This window comes from Pseudomonas sp. MDT1-17 (genome assembly GCF_054898105.1).
On the sequence record NZ_JBUBVM010000001.1, the window covers coordinates 6270524 to 6290728 of the forward strand.

Annotated in this window: 24 protein-coding genes and 3 pseudogenes; 16 read left to right on the top strand and 11 right to left on the bottom strand. The window is 55.6% G+C overall.

Annotation, left to right across the window (positions count from 1 at the left end):
- Positions 1-107: 107 nt before the first annotated feature.
- Positions 108-751, bottom strand: a pseudogene (locus ACYZTX_RS29065) (group II intron maturase-specific domain-containing protein); the annotation flags it as partial.
- A 303-nt stretch (positions 752-1054) separates the two neighbouring features.
- Between ACYZTX_RS29065 and ACYZTX_RS29070 the strand changes: the two are divergent.
- Positions 1055-1513 (top strand): BrnT family toxin, encoded by a 459-nt coding sequence (locus tag ACYZTX_RS29070; RefSeq protein WP_462036900.1) that lies wholly within the window; start codon positions 1055-1057, stop codon positions 1511-1513.
- Complete coding sequence (locus ACYZTX_RS29075) at positions 1473-1754, top strand: BrnA antitoxin family protein (RefSeq protein WP_462036901.1); 282 nt, start codon at positions 1473-1475, stop codon at positions 1752-1754. Before ACYZTX_RS29070 ends, ACYZTX_RS29075 begins: the two co-directional genes overlap by 41 nt.
- 45 nt (positions 1755-1799) lie before the next feature.
- Here ACYZTX_RS29075 and ACYZTX_RS29080 read toward each other — a convergent pair.
- A pseudogene (locus ACYZTX_RS29080) lies at positions 1800-2080 on the bottom strand (HigA family addiction module antitoxin).
- A 359-nt stretch (positions 2081-2439) separates the two neighbouring features.
- Here ACYZTX_RS29080 and ACYZTX_RS29085 point away from each other — a divergent pair.
- The 5 genes and pseudogenes from ACYZTX_RS29085 (at position 2440) to ACYZTX_RS29105 (ending at position 4661) form a co-directional block, all read left to right on the top strand.
- Entirely contained in the window at positions 2440-2955 is a 516-nt protein-coding gene (locus tag ACYZTX_RS29085) for a hypothetical protein (RefSeq protein ID WP_462036902.1), read from the top strand.
- 98 nt (positions 2956-3053) lie between these two features.
- Positions 3054-3279, top strand: a pseudogene (locus tag ACYZTX_RS29090) (transposase domain-containing protein); the annotation flags it as partial.
- Positions 3280-3282: 3 nt separating this feature from the next.
- Positions 3283-3861, top strand: coding sequence for a plasmid pRiA4b ORF-3 family protein (locus tag ACYZTX_RS29095; protein ID WP_462036903.1), 579 nt, complete (start codon positions 3283-3285; stop codon positions 3859-3861).
- 40 nt (positions 3862-3901) lie between these two features.
- Positions 3902-4171, top strand: coding sequence for a hypothetical protein (locus ACYZTX_RS29100; RefSeq protein ID WP_462036904.1), 270 nt, complete (start codon positions 3902-3904; stop codon positions 4169-4171).
- Positions 4172-4346: 175 nt separating this feature from the next.
- Positions 4347-4661, top strand: a complete 315-nt coding sequence (locus tag ACYZTX_RS29105; RefSeq protein ID WP_462036905.1) for a hypothetical protein — start codon at positions 4347-4349, stop codon at positions 4659-4661.
- Positions 4662-4794: 133 nt separating this feature from the next.
- Here ACYZTX_RS29105 and tnpC (ACYZTX_RS29110) read toward each other — a convergent pair whose 3' ends face one another.
- The 3 genes from tnpC (ACYZTX_RS29110) to tnpA (ACYZTX_RS29120) form a co-directional block, all read right to left on the bottom strand.
- Positions 4795-6333, bottom strand: coding sequence for an IS66 family transposase (tnpC, locus tag ACYZTX_RS29110; RefSeq protein WP_462036906.1), 1539 nt, complete (start codon positions 6331-6333; stop codon positions 4795-4797).
- 63 nt (positions 6334-6396) lie between these two features.
- The gene (gene tnpB, locus ACYZTX_RS29115) at positions 6397-6735 is read right to left on the bottom strand and encodes an IS66 family insertion sequence element accessory protein TnpB (protein ID WP_462036907.1); all 339 of its coding nucleotides are present in this window, start codon (positions 6733-6735) and stop codon (positions 6397-6399) included.
- Positions 6735-7040: an IS66 family insertion sequence element accessory protein TnpA gene (gene tnpA, locus ACYZTX_RS29120; protein ID WP_462036908.1), complete on the bottom strand. Its 306-nt coding sequence runs from the start codon at positions 7038-7040 to the stop codon at positions 6735-6737. The genes tnpB (ACYZTX_RS29115) and tnpA (ACYZTX_RS29120) overlap by 1 nt, the downstream gene beginning before the upstream one ends.
- A gap of 144 nt (positions 7041-7184) precedes the next feature.
- Between tnpA (ACYZTX_RS29120) and ACYZTX_RS29125 the strand changes: the two genes are divergently transcribed.
- From ACYZTX_RS29125 to ACYZTX_RS29145, 5 genes are all read left to right on the top strand, one after another.
- The gene (locus ACYZTX_RS29125) at positions 7185-7382 is read left to right on the top strand and encodes a hypothetical protein (protein ID WP_462036909.1); all 198 of its coding nucleotides are present in this window, start codon (positions 7185-7187) and stop codon (positions 7380-7382) included.
- A 302-nt stretch (positions 7383-7684) separates the two neighbouring features.
- Positions 7685-8098 (top strand): DUF2931 family protein, encoded by a 414-nt coding sequence (locus tag ACYZTX_RS29130; protein ID WP_462037128.1) that lies wholly within the window; start codon positions 7685-7687, stop codon positions 8096-8098.
- 138 nt (positions 8099-8236) lie between these two features.
- Positions 8237-8704, top strand: a complete 468-nt coding sequence (locus ACYZTX_RS29135) for a hypothetical protein (RefSeq protein WP_462036910.1) — start codon at positions 8237-8239, stop codon at positions 8702-8704.
- Positions 8695-9192 (top strand): hypothetical protein, encoded by a 498-nt coding sequence (locus ACYZTX_RS29140; protein WP_462036911.1) that lies wholly within the window; start codon positions 8695-8697, stop codon positions 9190-9192. Before ACYZTX_RS29135 ends, ACYZTX_RS29140 begins: the two co-directional genes overlap by 10 nt.
- Positions 9193-9278: 86 nt before the next feature.
- On the top strand, positions 9279-9503 hold the full coding sequence (locus tag ACYZTX_RS29145) for a hypothetical protein (protein WP_462036912.1): 225 nt from the start codon (positions 9279-9281) through the stop codon (positions 9501-9503).
- A 544-nt stretch (positions 9504-10047) separates the two neighbouring features.
- On the opposite strand, the gene ACYZTX_RS29150 is transcribed toward ACYZTX_RS29145, so the two are convergent.
- Positions 10048-10467 (bottom strand): group II intron maturase-specific domain-containing protein, encoded by a 420-nt coding sequence (locus ACYZTX_RS29150; protein ID WP_462036913.1) that lies wholly within the window; start codon positions 10465-10467, stop codon positions 10048-10050.
- 284 nt (positions 10468-10751) lie between these two features.
- Between ACYZTX_RS29150 and ACYZTX_RS29155 the strand changes: the two genes are divergently transcribed.
- On the top strand, positions 10752-11147 hold the full coding sequence (locus ACYZTX_RS29155; RefSeq protein WP_462036914.1) for a hypothetical protein: 396 nt from the start codon (positions 10752-10754) through the stop codon (positions 11145-11147).
- Between the two features lie 950 nt (positions 11148-12097).
- Here ACYZTX_RS29155 and tnpC (ACYZTX_RS29160) read toward each other — a convergent pair.
- The 3 genes from tnpC (ACYZTX_RS29160) to tnpA (ACYZTX_RS29170) form a co-directional block, all read right to left on the bottom strand.
- On the bottom strand, positions 12098-13624 hold the full coding sequence (tnpC, locus tag ACYZTX_RS29160) for an IS66 family transposase (RefSeq protein ID WP_462034294.1): 1527 nt from the start codon (positions 13622-13624) through the stop codon (positions 12098-12100).
- A gap of 61 nt (positions 13625-13685) precedes the next feature.
- Entirely contained in the window at positions 13686-14021 is a 336-nt protein-coding gene (gene tnpB / locus ACYZTX_RS29165; protein WP_462034295.1) for an IS66 family insertion sequence element accessory protein TnpB, read from the bottom strand.
- Positions 14018-14341: an IS66-like element accessory protein TnpA gene (gene tnpA / locus ACYZTX_RS29170; RefSeq protein WP_462034296.1), complete on the bottom strand. Its 324-nt coding sequence runs from the start codon at positions 14339-14341 to the stop codon at positions 14018-14020. Before tnpA (ACYZTX_RS29170) ends, tnpB (ACYZTX_RS29165) begins: the two co-directional genes overlap by 4 nt.
- 345 nt (positions 14342-14686) lie before the next feature.
- Here tnpA (ACYZTX_RS29170) and ACYZTX_RS29175 point away from each other — a divergent pair, with 345 nt between their 5' ends.
- The 3 genes from ACYZTX_RS29175 (at position 14687) to ACYZTX_RS29185 (ending at position 18793) form a co-directional block, all read left to right on the top strand.
- Positions 14687-15274 (top strand): tyrosine-protein phosphatase, encoded by a 588-nt coding sequence (locus ACYZTX_RS29175; RefSeq protein WP_462037129.1) that lies wholly within the window; start codon positions 14687-14689, stop codon positions 15272-15274.
- Between the two features lie 332 nt (positions 15275-15606).
- The gene (locus tag ACYZTX_RS29180) at positions 15607-16584 is read left to right on the top strand and encodes an IS5 family transposase (RefSeq protein ID WP_462032471.1); all 978 of its coding nucleotides are present in this window, start codon (positions 15607-15609) and stop codon (positions 16582-16584) included.
- A 766-nt stretch (positions 16585-17350) separates the two neighbouring features.
- Positions 17351-18793 (top strand): PipA/GogA/GtgA family type III secretion system effector, encoded by a 1443-nt coding sequence (locus tag ACYZTX_RS29185; protein ID WP_462036915.1) that lies wholly within the window; start codon positions 17351-17353, stop codon positions 18791-18793.
- 473 nt (positions 18794-19266) lie between these two features.
- Here the strand turns inward: ACYZTX_RS29185 and ACYZTX_RS29190 are convergent, their stop codons facing one another.
- Together ACYZTX_RS29190 and ACYZTX_RS29195 are read right to left on the bottom strand one after the other, a co-directional pair.
- Complete coding sequence (locus ACYZTX_RS29190) at positions 19267-19497, bottom strand: helix-turn-helix domain-containing protein (RefSeq protein WP_462036916.1); 231 nt, start codon at positions 19495-19497, stop codon at positions 19267-19269.
- 25 nt (positions 19498-19522) lie between these two features.
- The gene (locus ACYZTX_RS29195) at positions 19523-20059 is read right to left on the bottom strand and encodes a hypothetical protein (protein ID WP_462036917.1); all 537 of its coding nucleotides are present in this window, start codon (positions 20057-20059) and stop codon (positions 19523-19525) included.
- Positions 20060-20205: the final 146 nt, after the last annotated feature.

Here is a 20205-nt window from a genome sequence, read left to right on the forward strand (position 1 = left end):
CGGGTGGTCTTTCAATACGAATCGGCATAGGGGAAGGCCATCTGGCCGCCCCCCCTGCCACGCCACCCGGCATGCGGGTCCGCACCGGGCGGTTCGAGAAGTTGAGGTCAGCAGAGTCGAGGCAGACCCAGCCGGTCGAACCACGCCACCGTAAGCACTCCATGGATCAGACCGACACTGTTGTGCCAGAACCTGTGGCTGTTGCCGGCTATTGCCGCTGCCAAATCAGGGTTTGCTCCAAGTTTGCGCAGTTCACGGTACGTTCTCCTTGCGGTGTTCCATTGTTTGAGCTGGATGGCCCTGAGTCGTCGGCGTATCCGTTCATCGAACCGGTGCCAGAGACGAGGGGTTTGCGATAAACCGAAGAACGCTTTCCAACCCAGTAGGTACAGTCTCAGACCTTCCACCACTTGCGACATACATCGGCCTCCATTACGAGATGTCAGCTGTCGGATGCGGCTTTTGAACGTCTGCAGCGCTTTGCTTGCCACCCAGCGTTTGACCTCGCCTTGAGCCGACAGCCCAAAGCCCAGACCTAGCGGCCAAACGCACTGGCAATGGCGCTCTGCGTTCACTTGCAGCTTAAGTCGATCATAAAGGCGACGGAGCACTGCCATTACCCGCTGACCGGCCTTGAGGCTGTGTACGTAAACGTTCGCATCGTCCGCGTACCTGACGATGCGGCCTCGTCGCGATATCTCCTTGCCACCTCGCCCAGCAATACATTGGCCAGCAATGGTGAAATAGCACCGGCAACCACAGAGCAAACTCTCGGATAAAATGGCGGCTGCGTATTGCCAGGGAAAATTTTACCCCGATGTCGAGACTGTTCTCGTCATCGAGGTCATCGCCCCCCCACTGACGGGAGACTTCAGTCATGAGCCGAATAACGAGCATTGGTGTATCCGCCTGGCTTCGAACCAAATCGATTCTCTCGTGAACAGCTCGAGAGGGTCTGCGAGCAGCTTAAACCGACAGAAACGCGGGCTTCCTCAGAATTGTCACAATCCCTGCCCTGTGTGAAAAAGCATCGTAGTGCAAAGCGAGGTGAGCAATGAGCCAGGCTGTGATTGTGGCGTTCTATGCCCGCGTATTCTCTAACCAACAGGCTAAACGCGGCACGATCGAAAGCCGGATTGCCGCATTGACAGAGCGGATCGTGGCCGATGGCTCAGTATTTCAGTCGCGTTGTTCAGGCCACTACCTTGCATACATTAATTATTGTGCATACAATAAACATGTGCAAATAATCTTCGATCCTGCCAAGCGTGACAAAACCCTGATGGAGCGGGGCGTTGACTTTGCCGACGCTGCCGCCGTCTTTGCCGGGCACCATTTCACTGGCGAAGACACACGACAGGATTACGGAGAGGTCCGCTTTATCACCGTGGGTCTGTTGATCGGTCGCATGGTTGTAATTGTCTGGACGCCTCACGGCGAGGCTCGCCGCATCATCTTTATGAGAAAAGCCAATGAACGCGAACAAACTCAATACCGAAACCGCCTGGGTTGATCCGGACGACGCACCTGAACTCACAGACGCTTTCTTTAAGCACGCTGACGAGTTCAAGGGAGCCCGACTTGTCCGACGCGGTAGGCCCAAGGCGGACGTGGTGCGTGAGCGGATAACGATTCGGCTTGAGCCGGACGTGCTCGCACAATTCAAGGCATCCGGCCCAGGCTGGCAAACCCGAATGAACGCCGCCCTAGCCGACTGGCTCAAGACGCATACTCCAAGCGAACTGAAGGCGTAGTCACCGACTTCGGTCGGCAAAAATCTGGCGCTCGTAAAGGTCGAATCAAGCAGCGACTAAGCGATCTACCGATGGCTGTTGGTGATGCTCTGCTTGCCAAAGATCGTAGTTCATTTGCAACACCAGCCAACAGCGGGCAGTGCTGAGTCCGGACCGTTCCAAGCGCACAGCGAGGTCGGGACTGATCGAGGTGTGTCCGTGGATCACCCGCGAAAGCATCTCACGGGAAAAGCGCAAGCGTCGGGCCATCTCGGCGATTTTTAGATCAGCTCCTGCAGCATGCTGTAGAGCATTTCGCCTGGATGAGGAGGGGTATGCATAGCCATGAGGCCCCCTGTCTTGATCACAGGGACAGTGTGATCTGCCTCTTCACGGCTTGCAACGTCGACCAGCAATAGGCCTTGGGACGCGGGGTCATGTATGACGCGCTTCCTACTGGTTGTCGGAGGTGGTGGGGCTTCGACCTGCTGTCGAGCGGCAGGGGGTCTACACCTGGCGCGCGCAATCGTCTCCCCACCACGCCTGCGGGCTAAATAGGTCTCTTTTTCTGCACTTCTGCACCTGGCTCAAGCCAGCCCAGGCCGGGGGCTTCGTACGCGAACAACAGGTGAGAAAAGCCTGCGGATCCCTGCAGAGGTGGGATAAAGCACTGCCAACTTCCATCAGTAAGTTCTGCAGAGCTCGAGTGCCAGAAAATCCGCACGAAATGCGTATTTCGGCCCATCGTGACCGCCCGTTTCGGTACAACGTGACCGCTCATTTCGCTAACAACGTGACCGATTTTCCGCCTGTTCCGAAACAGTGGGTGTTTTCCACCGTTGTAAAACTCACAGGGGGAAAGGTGAAGGAACACACCTTGCGGTTGGAGTCGGACACGGCGATCATGCGGCACATCAGGATCAAAGCGGCCGCTAATCCGCATGACCCCAACTGGCACAAGTACTTCGAGTCCCACTGGGGCAAGAAAATGCTCAGATCGACACGGGGTCGCGCGAAGCTATATTGGATCTGGCGGCAGCAAGACGGCCTGTGCTCCACTTGTCATAAACCCGTTACCAAAGACACGCCATGGGATGCTCGCCACGTCGTGAAACGGGCTTGTGGAGGAACGGACGCGGCAGTCAATCTTGAAATCTATCACCAGCGCTGCCCCGGAGATCAGCAGTTCGCCAATGTTAAAGAGGTATCGCCGGGTGCTTGATAGTGCCTTTGTAGAGGCTTGATCCGTGCGCTGGGAAACTTGCATGCACGGTTCTTAGGGGGGTGGACGCGGGTGACCGCGTCTGACTACCCGACCGGGCGCTGGGCCGCAAAAACTACCTGTTTGCCGGTTCCGATGCCGGCGGAGAACGAGCGGCTGCGATTTACAGCCTGGTGGGGCACTGCCAAGCTAAACGGATTGAACCCACAGGCGTATCTGACCTACGTGCTTGAGCACATTGCCGAGCACCCGATCAATCGGGTGAGCGAGTTGCTGCCCTGGAACATTTCCTTGAACCACACTGAATACTGCGAGGCCGCCTGATCCATGGTTAAAACTGTCCGTTTACCCAAACCCGCCTCCGACTTGTTGCTGCTGCACATTGAGCTGAAGTGGATCACTCCGAAAATCTGGCGTAGGTTCGCGGTGCCTGAAAACATCACCTTGGGCAAACTGCACCATGTCATCCAGGCCGTGATGGGCTGGAGTGATAGTCATCTGCATGAGTTTGAAATTGCCGGTGAGCGTTATGGTATGCCCGATCCCGATGGCTGGGGGCCGACGGTTAACCCGCAAGCTCGTAAAACGCTGATCAAGGCGTTGAGCGGTAAGCGAACATTCAATTATCTCTACGACTTCGGTGATAGCTGGCATCACCGTATCAAGGTCGAAAAAACGCTACCCGTTATTGCCTGTCCTCAGGTGCCGTATTGCATCGATGGTGCCAATGCTTGTCCACCGGAAGACGTGGGTGGCGGGCCTGGTTACGAGGAGTTTCTGGAAGCGATGGCCAACCCCAATCATCCAGAGCATGAGGCGATGGTTGAATGGCATGGTGATGTTTTTGATCCAGCGGCATTTGAGTGCGAGCGCGTGAACCAGTGGTTTAAACGGGTTAAGGTTTGAGCTGCAAGGCGGTGTAGCTCGAACGCTTACGAACCAGATGGTGTTGCGCAAACTCTACCTTGACGGCATCGGCACCCAAGCCGGAGCAAAAGACAGTTCAATGGGCTTGGGGACAGGACGAGGTGCCACGGGTGTGGCAGGACGTGTTCAGCTGGCATTTATCGGTATCAATGGCGTAATCCAAGAAATTGTCGAGACCCATCCCGATATGGAAATCCGGTCGCTGACCTTCGACACTTTCGGCTTTAGCCGTGGTGCGGCGGCTCGGCACCTCGCCAAGAGGTCGCCCTGGGCAACCGCGGCCCACTGAGGCAAATCCTCAATGTTTACCAAAAGGGCTTCAGTCGAACCTTCTTGGACTTCTATAACAACGACATCCGCATGGGCTTTATTGGTCTGTTCGACACCGTAGCCTCGGTGGCTAGTTTCACCAATGGGCTTAATGTCCAAAGCGCGATGCCCCCAGGCGTGCGTCTGTACCTGCCGTGCAGTTGGTGGCGCGCGATGATTACCGGGCCAACTGCGCGCTGAACCGGATTTCGCCAGACCACTCGGAGATTGCATTTCCCGGAGTGCACTCGATTGGTGGCGGTTATCGAGCCCAGGCGCAGGAGTGCGTGCTGATTGGCCCGATGCAGGGCCTGAACGTGGCCAAAGGCACGGACGTGAAAACCACCTTAATCTATCGCGATGCGTTGAAGCACAAGACTCGGCTGGTCGCCCAGGGCTGGCCCAAGGCCGTGCTCGAGGTGGTCACACCGCTCCTAAGGTGTTGGCGCGCGGCAAGACAATTTCATTGACCCTGCGCAGAAGCGGGTTTATGCCAACCTGCAACTCAAACGACCGGTACGCAGTCAGCTGTCGCGGGTGTATCTACGGGTCACATACGCGCTGGCCAAGCAAAAAGGGGGTAAGCCTTCAGCCCAGCCACCTTTACTCGGCAGCTGATCTCAACGGCAGTAACTCATCCAGCCGGCTATTGGGCAAGGTTGGCAGCTTTTCCAGCGTATCTTTCAGCCATGCACTCGGCTCGATACCGTTCAACTTGGCCGTCGCCAGCAAACTCTGAATCGCCGCCGCTCGGCGTCCGGCGCGCTCTGAGCCGGTAAACAACCAGTTTTTCTTACCGATAGCTATCGGCCGGATGACGTTCTCGGCGGGGTTGTTATCAATCGGCAAATCACCGCTCAGCGCGTAGCGCGACAGCGCCTCCCAGCGCTTGAGACTGTAATCAATGGCCTTGGCCAAGCTGCTGCCGTTGGCCACGCCTTGGCGAGTCGACTGCAACCAGTCGTGCAGCGACCGCAGCTTGGGTGCTGCTTCTTGAACCCGCAGGTGTTGCCGCTGTTTTGTGGCGAGTTTCCTGCCGCGCCCTTCAATCTCGTAAAGCTCGGCGATCCTTCGCAAGGCTTCAGCCGCCACCGGGCTTTGATTGGCCGCATGCAGTTCGAAGAACTTGCGTCGTGCATGGGCCATGCAACCCACCTCCGTAATGCCAAGACCAAACAACGCCTTGTAACCGGCATAGTCGTCGACCACCAGATGACCTTTCCAGCCCTCCAGGAACGCACGCACATACGCACCGCTGCGTCCGGGCTGATAGTCGAACACGGCAAGGCCTGGCCCGTCATCCAGGTCGTTGCTGCGATAGCACCACAGATAGGCGCGTTTGGTTTTTCCTTTGCCGGGATCCAGTTGCTGCACCGGGGTTTCGTCGGCATGCAAAATCAGGCGTTGATGCAGTAACTCACGCAAGCGATCGGCCAAGGGCTGCAGGGCAAAACCATAACGGCCTACCCACTCCGACAAGGTTGAGCGGGCCAGCGTGACGCCGTCACGCTGGGCGATCTGCTCCAGCCGATACAGCGGCAAATGATCGAGATACTTGCTGATCAAGATCCAGGCAATCAAGCCGGGGGCCGCCATACCACCGTCGATGACAGCCGGAGCAACGTCGGCTGAGACAATACTTTCGCAAGGGCGGCAGGCGTACTTGCTGCGAATATGGCGGTGGACGAAGAACCTCGCAGGTTCGACATCGAGCTGCTCGGTGATGTCTTCACCGATTCTCACCAAGGCACCACCACACTGGCCGCACGTGCACACTTCGGGTTCGTGATGATGTTCGATGCGCGGCAGATGTTCCGGCAGTGCCTGACGCCCGGCCCGCGGACGCTGAGCCCGCAGTTCAGGCACTTGCACCTCGACTTCAGCCTCAATGGCGGCGCAGTCGGCCTCCATGGTTTCGTGAAACAGATCGCGCTGCTCAGGCGACAGGGCTTCGTTCTTGACGCCGAAACGGATGCGCTTGTAGTGCGCCAGTTCAAGCGTCAGAGCCTGGATTTTCAAGGCGTCGTGTTGAGCCTGGGCACGTAACTTATCGACATCGGCCTTATGTAGAAGCGCAGCCATGATCTGCTCCCGCAGTGCGGGATCAAGGTTCAGGGCGGCGATTTCGTCGGCGATAGGCATCCGTGGATTTTACTGAAAAAGTGAACACTATCGTTATCCGCGAACGGTAATGAAGGTTATTTTCTACACTTTCCAGTGACTCATGGGGCGAGCTTCCAAGCGCTGCCAGTCAACGCCGGTGATCAGCCAGCGCCATTGAGCCTGGGTCAGTGTGAAGGCTTTATCGCCTTCGTCTGGCCAGACAAAAACCCCATCATGCAAACGTCGCTGGCTTAGCCAGACGCCGGTTCCATCCCACTGTAAAAGTTTGAGGCGGTTACCTCGGCGATTACGAAAGGCATAGGCGGTGCCGTCGCACGGCGAGTTCCCCAGCGCGTGTTGAACACGTGCCGAAAGGCCATCAATGCCAAGGCGCATGTCCATGGGTTCAAGTCTCAACCAGACCTGTGTCGGCAGTAGCATCAGAGCATCTCCTGAAACAAGTGAGCCAACCACGCCGGCTCCACCGCGCGGGGCAATACCAATTCCCAGCCGCTTGGGTGGCGTAGCAGCAAGTCACTTGTTTGGGCAGGTTCATGCACAGCTATGGGTACCAGCGTCAGCGTCTCGTTTCCCAACTCGCGACTTCGAAACCAATAGCCAAAAGACTTGGTGTTGAGTTGGTGCTGCTTACAGTAGGCGACTTGCGTGAGCCCACTGCTGCGCCATGCCTGGACATGTTCAGCCCAGAATGTGCGCCGGGCAGTAAGTGTGGTGGGTGGTTTCATGTGTGCTCCTTTTTTGGAGAGCACAGCGTGGCGAGTGGAGGTAGGGAATTACAGGTGGCTGGGCTGGAGGCTTACAAAAGGGGGAAGTTTGAAGCGATTGATGAGCATGACCCAAACTATGCCGTGCCCAATGAACTTCAACCGATGTGTGATAGGTTTGTCGCCGATGACCACAGCGTCACGCCGGCTGAAGACGTCTTGCTCAAGTTGCGTTACATCCATATGTCCGCGCACTGGAACCATCCCTTGGACACCACAGGGCCGCGTGAACCCTCGGTGTTGTATATCCATGCCCCCACGCGCGATGCCGTGCGCGTACGGTACCTTCACGTACCCGGTTGAGATCCAGGACGATGAAAATCGTTACTGGCCCTGATGGGCCTGTTGTCGATGAGCGGTTGCCAAGCCACTGACCCGTTATCCGGCGAGGGCGTCCCCCACCCGCTCTGGTGGAGTATCGACTTTTAGGGGCCGTCCTACATTATTGCTGGTTGGAAAACAGTACAGTGGTAGACATCCACGGACAGTTGTTCAACAACGGTGCCGGCGGTGCGTTGGGGACTGATACCCCGGAAGATGGCACCGAGTCCGCCCGAGGTTGGCAAGGGTTCAAAGGTAATGTCATGCCGGTGACCGGCGCCGCCATGCCTAAACGGATTTTTGTCTGCTGGCAATCGGTCGTCGAGCCGCAAATGTACAAGGTTTGGGTAGATCTCCCCGACGAGGCCCGCCGGCTCTTGCAGACGTCAACCAGTCGGCGCTATTCGGAAAGACCGGACAGCCTTGCTCGCGCTGGAGCCTCGCTGATCATAGGATTGACGCCGGGTGGCGTGGTGGTGTGTGGGTCAAGGACAGTTGCCACAGGCCGGTCGAAGTTGCTCGAGCACTGGCGGAAGTGGAGCCCTTGGGACCTTATCTGGGTAAAGCCAGCGATCATTAGTACCCGCAAACAGAAGCGTCGAAACGCTACGTTGAGCGCTACGGCATTCCCTACGGCCGCTGGCAAATGTTCAGCGCGACCTTGGATAGGCCAAGAAGGCGCAACCTGTATAGCATGACGCATGACGGCGACGGTACGGCGATGTTCGCCAGGCGATCGACAATGAAGAAGCCGTCGCGGCGCTCGCGCGCCCGATGGGGCTGATCGAGGACGACAAGGATGTCGCCTCGCCAATAATGAACAAGGACGCTGAACCATGGACAAATACACGCTCGTAACGCTTTTTCCGTGCCACTACCACCGTTTCTGCCAGGGTTACCTGGATGCCGCGCAACCCCTGCAAGGCGACCTTTGTCCTGACTGTTTCGCCAAGATCGACGACGGCTATGAACGGGTCGAGCTGCAAGAGCAGGCCGATCGGCAGAACGCTCAGGAACAGGAAAGAGGCCGAGTGGGGGAAGGGCAAAGGATTCTTGCCATGCCGATGATCGACAGTGAGCGATTCAAACACCATTTGATCACTGCGAAAGACGCCAGGGCAGCGTGGGTCGCGGCCACTAATGCGTTGCTGGCCGTTGACCGGTACGACCGCGTAGCCTGGGCCGAGCAATGCCTGGAGCGAGCACAGCGCGGCGAGCCGCTGCCATGGGAGCCGGCGCGACCGTCACCAGCGGCACCCCGTAACGACCACAGTGAAGCAAAGGAGTCCCAGTTATGCCAATGATAGGCACCGAACAACTCAAGCACGCTTTGCTGCCGGTGAAACGCGCCGAAGCGGCCTATCAGCAGGCCTTTGCCGCTGTGAAGGCGGCGGCGCCGGTCGACAAAGGCACCGCCCTGGACAAGGCCAAGAAGGCGCAACATGTTTACCATGGCGCGTGTCGGCGACTGTACGGCTATGTCCGTCAGGCTGTCGACAACGAAGAGGCCGTGGCGGCGCTCGCGCGCCGTATGGGCCTGATCGAGGGCGACAAGGTGTCGCATCGCAATAACGAACCACAAGGAAGCGGCCTCATGGACGAATCCACCCCGCAGCAGCTGTTCCCGTGCCGCAATTATCGTTTTTGCCAAGGCCATCTGGATCCGGCGCAACCGGCGCAAGGCGCTCTGTGTCCCAAGTGTTTCGGGAGGATCGACGAGGGTTGCGAACAGGTCGAGCAGCTAGTCGATCAGCTGGCCGCCAAGGCGCAGCAGGACGCTGCGCAAGGGTAGGACGTAATACGTGTTACGAGTAAGGAACCGAAAGGAACCCTTTGCACCTGGTGTAAAGACGGACATTTGAGAAAGGAAGCCCCCTAATGAGTCTAATCGTACAGCCTGACGTAGTTGCGCAGCATCTGGAAGACATTTGTAAAGACATCAACACCGAACGGGTGACGTTTCAAGGGTTGGACATTTATCGATGCGGGATGGTCGACGGCCGTTTGGCAACGTTGCTGTCTCTGGAGTTGATCAGCCTCGAAACCTATGAGGAACTGATGGCCTTGGGCGAGGAATGCCAAGCAATGGTCGCCGAAGGATAGGCCGCCCTGTCAAGGCCAGATAGAAATGTCGCTCATCTGGCTAAGTAGAAGTGTCTCAGAACGAATACGACTCGAGGTTGCGTGATGCTGACGAAGCTTCATGCTGAGAAGTTCACTCGTTAAAGGACGCCAACCAAAGGGAGCAGCGTAGAACTAGGCTTTATGTCCTAAAGCTCTACGCTGTACCTTGCGATGCCCAGCTTTTCCACGTAGCGATTCAGTGAATCGAGCGGACCAAAGGCCCCTACTAGCTCATGACGCGAGCGTGCAGCTGGCCAACGGTCGGACGCTTGGCGGGACCTTGCTCAAGGGCGATCGCGGCGCCGACGGCAGAGGCTGGCTGATCTTCCACATCGACGACGGCGACTGGGGGCTACTGTCGGGTAGGAGCAGCGCATTGCTGCGCCGCCGCCCCCTAAGAACCGGACGTGAGAGTCGCCCCTCATCCGGCTCAAGCCAATTGTCAGCACCATGTTTTGGCACCGGGCATCAATCCGAAACGGTCGCGGTGCAACGGCGAGCGAAGTAAGACATCAACGCAGGATCAAACAGATTCGCCTTGCCGCGTATTTTGACATGACGAACGATTGGTTGCGATACGAAAGAGCCGCAGTCGTTGGGTTAGTCCATTGACCTTCGTTTGCGCTGCAAACACCCATGTCCGATTTCCCCCTGCGTGGAAATTCTTTTGCCTTACCCAGCCCGCGCCTTTTGAGGGGGGGCGACGCAATGCCCATCTCCATAAGAGGCGCCAAACTTGAGCATCTATGGATGTAAAGCGGGATTTGGACACTACGTGCCGGTGGTACATACCCCATCCCCGAATCACAGGATTGAGCTGTAAAATCAGGTTGGCTTGAGTAGCTGTCCAGTTCTTCTTCACAATTCCTCTGACCTTTTCCAAGAGTGCTGTTTCGCTCTTGGCAGCTGGTTTGATGAGCAACTTACCGCCATGCTTGCGCACGTTTGGAGGTCTTTTTCAGAGCCCCCCTAAGGCAGATGAGGGCGATGGACAACCTCTCGCGCCTATCCTGCGAGCGTATAGGAACGCGTCATGATAAAGCCGTAAAGCGTGTCACGATCTATTGATACGCCGCTTCGGCATGCGGGATCGGCACAGGCCGTATTCATGCTCACTGATTCGACGAGGTAGGTAATAGTCCCCCTAACCGACCAAATACCAAGTTTTCTGCCTGTTCAACTCTTCAACATTATGGTGATACCGCATTCATTCCGGAACGCTGAGTTGTGATTTCTTATCAAAAAAAATTGATGATCAAAATTGAGCAGACCAATCCTGGCAATTTTTTTAACGCCTTCTTTAATTCGTCTAGCCTGACACTTAAATGTTCCGGCTCACCTGACACAGGAGTGCTAAGTATGAATGTGAAAGCTCGCCTTGCCATAATGGATATTCTTCAAACCATTAACACCCTCCGCCATTTTGGTGAGCAGACCCAAAATGATATCCAGCTAGGATCGACGGTGTCTTTGGAGGAGGAAGAGCAGCTCTTGCTTAAAGGAGCGTTCACCCTGATGCGCCGTACGCTGGACACTTTAACTCCGTTTGTTTGGAGTGACACTCAGCACGCCAACACCACTGCTCCTGAACCAGCTAAAAAGCCTGCTTTGTATCTTGTATAGCTTATTACTTTGCCTCCTACTTAACCCGCCCGTGTCGAAGCAAAGGGTCATCAACTGTAGGGCCTGCAATCGAAAACACGCCGACCTGCAATCAGCGTGTTTTTCGATCGACATTAATTGCGTCTATCCGCCCCCCCCGCGCACTGGAAGTGATTACGAATGAACCTGAATCTACCGGCTCGATCTACAATCCAACGCCGCTGACCAGAATTAATGGCAAGTGAGTAGAGATTTGAACCGCTCCACGCCCAAGGGCTTGTGCCGTATTTCTGAGAAACGTACCGGCGCACAGCTTGCCCCTGTGGACCGCTACCGCGCTGCACGCAAGTTTATCCATGACTATTGCCCTCGACCTGGCCGACCATCACCTGGAAATTCTCTAGCAGTGCCGCGCCCTGCTGCGGCGGCAGCGCGAAACCCCGGCCAGCGCCTCGACACTCAAGCATCAAAGCATCAATAGCGGCCTGACCACCTGCGCATCCCCACTGATTCGACGTACTTCATCACCGCCTGGCCGTCTGGCACACCAGTCTAGGGGGTGTGGTTTCCGCAGGGTAAAAAAGCCCCCCGCCTTTATCAGTGCGGGGGGGGGGGGCGATTGAACATAAACGACGTTACTCCTGACCCAGGGTGGACACTCGTAAGCGTCCAGCCAACACACCTTCCGAACTCCAACATTAAGGGCGATGGTGTCCGCGTATTTTTAAGCGGACGCGATTGCCCTTAACGTCAGGATTTCCATGCGCCAACGAACCTCTTATCCAAAGCCCTTCAAAACTCAAGGTAAGCGTCTACCAAAGTCATCTTGACCGACTGGATTGGGAATCTCGAATGTCCATCGATGTCGATGTCGATGTCGATGTCGATGTCGATGGGCAAACTCAATGTCAACATCAATTTGGGTGGTGCTTCAAGTTACGTAAGCGTCCGCCGAAGTCACCTTGCATGACTCAGGCAGATACCCACTGATGCGGCAGCAGTTGGTCGATCTCACTCGCTCGCTGCATCGGCAACCGCGTCAGCACATCTTTGAGATAGGCATACGGATCATGCCCATTCATACGCGCTGACTGGATCAAGCTCATGATCGCCGCCGCTCGTTTGCCGCTGCGAAGCGACCCGGCAAACAACCAGTTTGAACGCCCGAGCGCCCACGGCCGGATCTGATTCTCGACTGGGTTGTTGTCGATGGGCACGGCCCCATCTTCCAGGTAGCGCGTCAGCGCGACCCAGCGTTTAAGGCTGTAATCCAAGGCTTTGGCCGTCGCTGATCCGTTGGGTACAAGATCGCGCTGGGCCAACATCCAGTCGTGCAGCGCTTTCGCTAACGGCGCAGCTTTTTCTTGCCGTATCCGCCAGCGATCCTCATCACTCATCTCGCACGTTTGGCGTTCAACTTCGTACAAGCCGCCAATCGAGTGCAGTGCCTGTGCTGCCAACTGACTTTTATTCGCCACGTGCAGATCGAAAAACTTGCGGCGTGCGTGGGCCATGCAACCAATTTCGGTCATGCCCTTCTCGAAACCGGCTTTGTAGCCAGCAAAATCGTCGCACACCAGCTTGCCGTTCCACGAGCCGAGGAAGTTACGTGCATGCTCACCGGCGCGGCTCGGGCTGAAGTCATAAACCACTGCCTTAAGCGCCGAGAACGGCGTGGTGCAGTAAGCCCAGACATAAGCGCGGTGAGTTTTCTTCTCCCCGGGCGCAAGCATCTGCACCGGAGTTTCGTCAGCATGGACAACTCGTTGGGCCAGAACAGCTTCTCGCAAGGCATCAACCAATGGCTGAAGCTGTACACCGGTCTGCCCAACCCATTGCGCGAGAGTTGAACGCGCGATGGCTAAGCCGGCGCGGCCAAAGATTTTCTCCTGCCGGTACAGCGGCAAGTGGTCGGCGAATTTCGCCACCATTACGTGAGCGAGCAGACCTGCTGTAGGTATTCCCTTGTCGATTACCTGGGCCGGCACCGGTGCCTGGATCAGTGTTTCGCACTGACGGCAGGCCCATTTTCCACGCACATGCTGTTCGACGGTGAACACGCCCGGCGTGTAATCCAGCTTCTCGCTGACGTCCTCGCCGATGCGCTGAAGTTGGCAGCCGCAGGCGCACTGGGTGTTTTCCGGTTCGTGATGAATTACGGTGCGTGGAAACTGCGGTGGCAGCGGCGCACGCTTGGGTTGCTGGCGCTTCTCTTCTGGAGCGGGAGCTGGTCGGAGGGCCTTCAACTCGGCGTCGATAGCCTCAAGATCAGTGTTGAGCAGATCGTCGAGCAAGTTGCCTTGCTCAGGGCTGATCTGCTCGCTGCGCTTGGCAAACCTGTGCCGCTTGAGGATGGCGATCTCGTGGGTCAGTTGTTCGATGATGGTTTGATCGCGGTGGATCTTTCTGCCCATGGTGTCGACCTTCGACATCAACTGCGCAGCGAATGCACGCAGTTGGTCGGGGGTCATCTGATCGATATTGGGCGAAGAAGTCATGCCTTGGATTTTACCAAAGCAGATCGCTTGCGGCAGTAGGCCAAGAAGCTAATTACAGTTTTTACAGCAGTGTGATTGTGCCGCCAGCGCCAACACGTTGCCAAGGCAGACCTAATACCAAGGCCTGAAGTTGCTCGGTATCCAGTTCCATCTCGCAACCTTGCCGAATGCCTGGCCATTGGAATTTGCCTTGGTTCAACCGCCGTGCAGCCAGCCAAACACCAATCCCGTCATGAACCAGGACTTTCATTCGGTTAGCACGTCGATTGGCAAAGAGATAAGCACAGTGCGGCTTCGCCGCACCGAATACTGCAATTACTCTGGCCAACGCGGTCTCGGTACCGGCACGCATATCCATGGGCTCGGTGGCGAGCCAGATGGCATCGATGCGGATCACTTGGCAAGCTCTCGGACAAAACGAGCACACCCGCCAGGATCTGAGGATGGCCACTTCACAGTGAGTTTTTGCGGCCCGAAAGGAACCTCGATGTTGACCGACATCTGCTGATCGGGCTGGGTTGCGGGCGCAAGCTTCATCGGAACAAAAGCAGGCAAAGCCGGCGCCTGATGATCACGATAAGCAGGTATCCACTTTCGAACCAGGTTGGCGTTAATGCCGTGACGCAGGGCCACGCTGGCCATCGACACGCCAGGTTGCAGGCATTCTTGGACGATCTGGGCTTTAAAGGGTTTGGGATAAGAGGTTCTTTGGCGCATGGCAATCCTGATGATAGGGGCGATAGTGTCCACGTATTTTTAAGTGGACAACATCGCCCTTATCGCTGGGATCGGGTAGGTGACTTCGCCGGACGCTTACGATTGCTCGCTCGCGAAAATGGATTGCGCACTCAGGGGGGGGGACTACAGAAGCTCCTCGTGTTCAGCGCAACGCTCATTAAGAAATGTCTTGAGGGAAATCCCTGCGTCCCACTGTCGGTTCGTTTGCTACGCTCCAGATTCACACACCGATCAAGGAATGTCATGGAAGGCCGAACCAGGGCGGTACGCCCCACAGGGTTTTTCTCCACGCGTATCTGGGTGACTTCGATTCTGCTTAGCCTGATGGCTACGGCTGTCCAGGCCAGCACGCCCGGACTAGCCACATCCATTGACAGTGCCTGGGCAACGCCGATCGATAAGTCCATCAATCTTCACCGAATGACCCCGACCCTGTATCGCAGCGCTTTGCCTGTCTCGCAAAGCGTGCCACTGCTACAGAGCCTGCAGGTTCAGACTGTCGTGAGCTTTATCAAGCAGGATGACGCGGTTTGGCTGGGGGACGCTCCGATGACGTTAGTGAGCATTCCTTTGCACGCAGACCGGGTTAACGATGCCGATGTGTTGCGCGTTTTGCGAACGTTACAGGCCGCGCAGTTGAAGGGGCCTGTGCTGATGCACTGCAAACACGGACGTAACCGCACGGGCCTGATGGCAGCGATGTATCGCACCGTGGTGCAGGACTGGAGCAAAGAGGATGCACTTAAGGAACTGCAAGAAGGTGGATACGGCGATCCAGAGCATTTGATCCAGGCGACTCGCTACGTCATGCGCAGCGATATCGCTCAACTGCGCCAAGCACTTGTGCGCGGTGATTGCAGTACCAGTCGATTTGCCACCTGTCGTGTGCGTAGCTGGCTGAGTGCTGGGTAAACGCTGAACACGGTGACAGTCCGTACCGCGTCGAGCAACGATCTGCCGAGCGTCTTCTGGCATCCCCTGCGATGAGTGGGTGTTCAGTTAACACAACCTGGAGGTCTGGGGGAAAAAAGAGCAACACTGCACAGGAGCAATGGCGCTGCGTCATTACTCGCAAACACTGCACGCGTCAGGGAAAAGGAAACTCCCTGCCATCGATGGTCCAATCGTGCAGTTCTGTGGATGGCGTAACAACGAGGGCCTGGACCCGATCTAGGGAAACTCTGAAAAAGACTTCCATATTTGGTGAAATACGCACCTCACATGAACAGAACGGTTGAGCCCCGATGAAACAGATGTCCTTCGCCGATGCCGAGTACGCCGGCAAACGTAAGCAGACCCGCCGCGAGCGCTTCCTGATCGAGATGGATCAGGTCGTGCCCTGGAAGGGCTTGGTTACTTTGATCGAGCCGCATTATCCAAAGGGCGAAGGGGGCCGTCCGGCGTATCCGTTGATGGCCATGTTGCGCGTTCATTTGATGCAGAACTGGTTCGGCTACAGCGATCCGGCGATGGAAGAATCACTATATGAAACGACGATTCTGCGCCAGTTCGCGGGCTTTAATCTGGATCGGATTCCCGATGAAACCACGATCCTCAACTTCCGCCGCTTGTTGGAAAAACATGAGTTGGCAGGCGGGATTTTGCAGGTCATCAATGGCTATCTGGGCGACCGTGGCCTGCTGTTGCGTCACGGCACGGTGGTCGATGCGACGATCATTCACGCGCCGAGTTCGACCAAGAACAAGGACAGTAAACGCGATCCCGAAATGCACCAAACCAAGAAAGGGAATCAGTATTTTTTTGGTATGAAAGCGCACATCGGCGTCGATGCCGAATCCGGCTTGGTGCATAGCCTGGTGGGCACGGCGGCCAATGTGGCGGACGTGACGCAGGTCGATCAGTTGCTGCACGGTGAGGAAATTTACGTGTGTGGCGACGCCGGTTACACCGGCGTGGATAAACGTCCAGAGCATCAGGATCGCAAGATGATCTGGTCGATTGCCGCCCGACCAAGCAGCTATAAAAAGCACGCAAAAAAGAGTCTGATCGGGCGCATGCGACGCAAGATCGAATACGCGAAAGCGCAGGTGCGGGCCAAGGTTGAGCATCCGTTTCGCGTGATCAAGCGCCAGTTTGGTTATACGAAAGTGCGCTTTCGTGGTTTGTCGAAAAACATCGCGCAGCAGACAACGTTGTTCGCTTTGTCGAACTTGTGGATGGTGCGAAAACGGTTGATGGGTATGGACGAGGTGCGTCTGTAATGCGGGCCAATTGCCCTGAAACAGTGCAATTAGAGGAAAGAACCGTGGATTAAGGACAAGAAAGGCCTGATTTTCGCCGACTTATGATTTTTTGAGCCTCAAGTAGTGAGGGCATCAAAAATCGGTGGGTACTTCAGACCTTCCCTAGAGCGTTGCGCATCAACTTGAATACCTGTTCTAACTTGCTTCTGCGACATGGGGAACTTGGCACTAAAACACCAGCCCTAGTCCCAGTCATTGGCTAAAACGCCTTCCTAGAAAAAAAAACGGGCAGGGAATGATCGGCGATTTTTTGACGGACTGTGGCAGATGCTAAAGTTGCCGTCTGGGCCTTTCGATCGAGCGTCTGGAAAATACGCTGGGGGCCCAATGTGTTTTCTAAATGATTAGTTGCCGCAAGCGCCCTCATCACTTTGGCCGACAGTCCAACTGTAAGATGCGGGGGTCGTACCTCTGCCGTACTGGAATATTGGGGTTTGGGGTTTGGGGAACAATGGACCCAAAAACCAACGTAAGCCTTGGTTAAAGTTCGACTTACTCATCCAAGGCTGTGGATTTGTAGACTTTGATTAGCGAAATGAGTTTATGCGTCCCTTTAACGATTGCCTCGCCCATCAGCTCGGCGAACTGGCGAGCGTGCTGCTTTTTATTCAGGGGTGGAGGGTCTTTGGGTACCGGATTGCTCGAACTGGCTTTTTGCCGGACAATTTGCTTTTATCACCAGATGCTCTTCACTCCCGGTCTGCGATAAACTCAAGAGGCGCACATGTACACAATCCATCCATTAAAAACTTTTCATGGGGTGACAAAGGATCCAGACACTGGGCCTTTGAAAAATTGCGATCAGACTCTAGCTACACGTCACAGCGATATGTTCGAGCAGTGGAAGAACCCGAGTCGCCTACGTAAACAATACGACCTGCAAGCCCTGGATGATGGCCCTGTCTTTGAATTAAGCCGACTTCAAGAGCACCTGCTTGTAGACGTCAGCGGGGCAGATGAATCAAAAGAAATAGTCTGCGCCAAACAAATACTCATTGAAACACTAATCCTTTGCTACGACAAAAGTTCAACCTTTCGCAGACTTTACAATCACGCGTTTGAAGCGTCGATTTTGAATGAGGGAGGACGTTTCACGCTTGAGCTACAGCCACACACCGGTGATTTTCAGAGTCTCTTTCCCCTCCTCGCAGATACCAAGGCTCCCCAGAAAGAACTCCATAGGATTGATACTCCACACAGCTTGTCTACGGGGGAACGCGCTTGCAGCCCAAGGAGACACTGGACCGAGCAACTGATCGCATCCATTACAGGGCTGCCCCAGCGTGAGGAGAATCACCCCCGCGGCCCCATTCAAGAATATGCCAATATCATTCTCACGCAGACCGGTCGATCTTCTGAGCTCGCGCAGGAGGGTGCCATAGAAACGTCCTCGACATTATCTCCCGCCCCATTGGGAACCCGTCCATTAACCTTGCTCACCAGTCGTTTAATCAAATCCAACCTTGCCCTGAAAAGCGGCGGGCAACCCAAAGAAGGAAATATTTTAAAAAGCGTTGAAGCCGCGCTGGCAAAAGCATCTCAGGCGCGGCTTGATTTAATCGCCAAGCGCCCCAGGCTTTTTCATCCAGAACTCCAGCGAAAGACTCTAGAAGACCGCCAAAATGCTCAGCGGTTACCAGGCTTACTTTTGCAACTGGTAAAAGGCATCGCCGACGATGAAAGTCCCCTCGGAATTCTTGGGCAGATGGCGCAGCAGAATTTTCGACAGCGTATATTTTCTTATCGCATAGACAAGTACCGCGATCCGTTTGATCTGGTTCGCCATCGTGACGGCGATTGTTCATCGCTTGCGCATCTATTTGCTCTGTTAGGCGAGGCCGCTGGCATTCAGGGGATTACTACGAAGGTACTCGATACAGAGATGGCCTTTACACTTTCCGAAAACCCTGAGATCCCTAACCTCAAAGGCGGTCAAACGGTTGCATTTGCCCGTCATACCATTCTCGCCGTCCGCGACGCTGAGGCCGACACAATGGTTTATTTCGATCCTGTATTTGGCTGCGAAGTCGCCCCCCATTATTATGGCTTGGCGCTAAGCAGCTATCTGATGAAGGGAAGACCACAGAGTTCGGAAAAGTGCGACACGAGGTCGCTTGCAGAAGTTGTTCCCACTTCAGTGGAGGGAACCACCCGTGTCACCGGGTGAACCTACGGGCCTGTTTTCTGCGGTCTCCCCTAAAGAGGAGATCAGGATCCACAGGAAAACCTGCAGAACCTCTTTACTCCGAAATCCATCGCTTTTAACACCGTTATCAGCAAGCGATTTAACGTACGCATGGCAACATGTACGTAATTGGTGACAGCACGCGAACGCAAATAGATGGGAAAACCCACGAGTGGTATTGCCTGGAAGGCAGTGACAGTAGGGGGAGAGGTCTACACTGAGCCACCTACACCCCTATATCTGGGAGGTCGTCATTCCTGGCGTGGAGAAAACAGATAAGCAGCCAGCGCGGCCAGAATGGATACTCAGGGTCAACGTCACCTATGGGCTGCATTGCTTCGCAAGGGATCGCCTACCTGATGAAACGATCTCAGAAGACCGCTGGTACGCAGATAACAGGGGTCGCCTCAGAAAACGGAATTTAAAGTACGTTAAGCATGCAACCGGTCATCAATTCACGATGCCAGCGCTTTGTAGACTGTTGAGCGGCCAATCTTTAGCTGCCTGGCAATCTCCATCGCGCCGATACCCTGATCACGCAGCGCGAGTACTTTGAGCTTGTCCACAGTAGGTTTGCGGCCGAACTTGACACCCTTGGCCTTTGCTTCCAAACGGCCTTCGTTAGTTCGCTCCAGTATCCGCAGGCGTTCGGCTTGAGCCACGGTCGAAGTCTGGTCAGCGCTCATGACACTAGTGCAGGCGGCACTGCCCTTACTGAGGTGCAGTCAGCTTTTGCAGCAGTTCACCCCGTATGTGGACGAGTGAGGGGGCCAAAACGAGAAACTTGCCCGAGGACATCGACAGCAATTTTGCAGAAAGCTCGATGACCGCCTCATCAGGAGAGAGGGAACGGATCTGGAAGGTGGTGTAGGTGGCATGGTGAGAGGACTGAACATAGTGCTCCCCACCCCAGTTAGCCGCGACTGAAAAATTTGCGACGCTGTTGCCCATGTCCTTAACTGCATACCCCGACTTCACATTGATCCGATCCAGCGTGATCTCGAAAAAATTAAATTCATCCGGTCCTATGTAAATACTCACTCCCGGTTCATCGCCATTCATGAACCCACCGCTGACCAAAGACACCTGTTCACTGGTCACGCTGACTGCCTGGGACTTGTTTTCACTGCCGCAAGCAGGCAGTAAGAGGGCGAAGAGGGCGCTGACGAGTAGCTTTTTACCTGAATCCATGCCAAACATTTCCTTGATGTTGAGATCGAAGCCGACGCCTGCCGCCTCCTCCCACAAGTGAAGCCATTACCCTTAAGGCTGGCAAGTAAACTGGATGTCGCTTAGCTCCATGATTGGAAAAGCCAATCGCGGGCGGGGATGAATCGCAGCCTTACACACCTACGCTGATGAGCCTTCTCGAGAGAATTGTCGCGTGCGCCCTC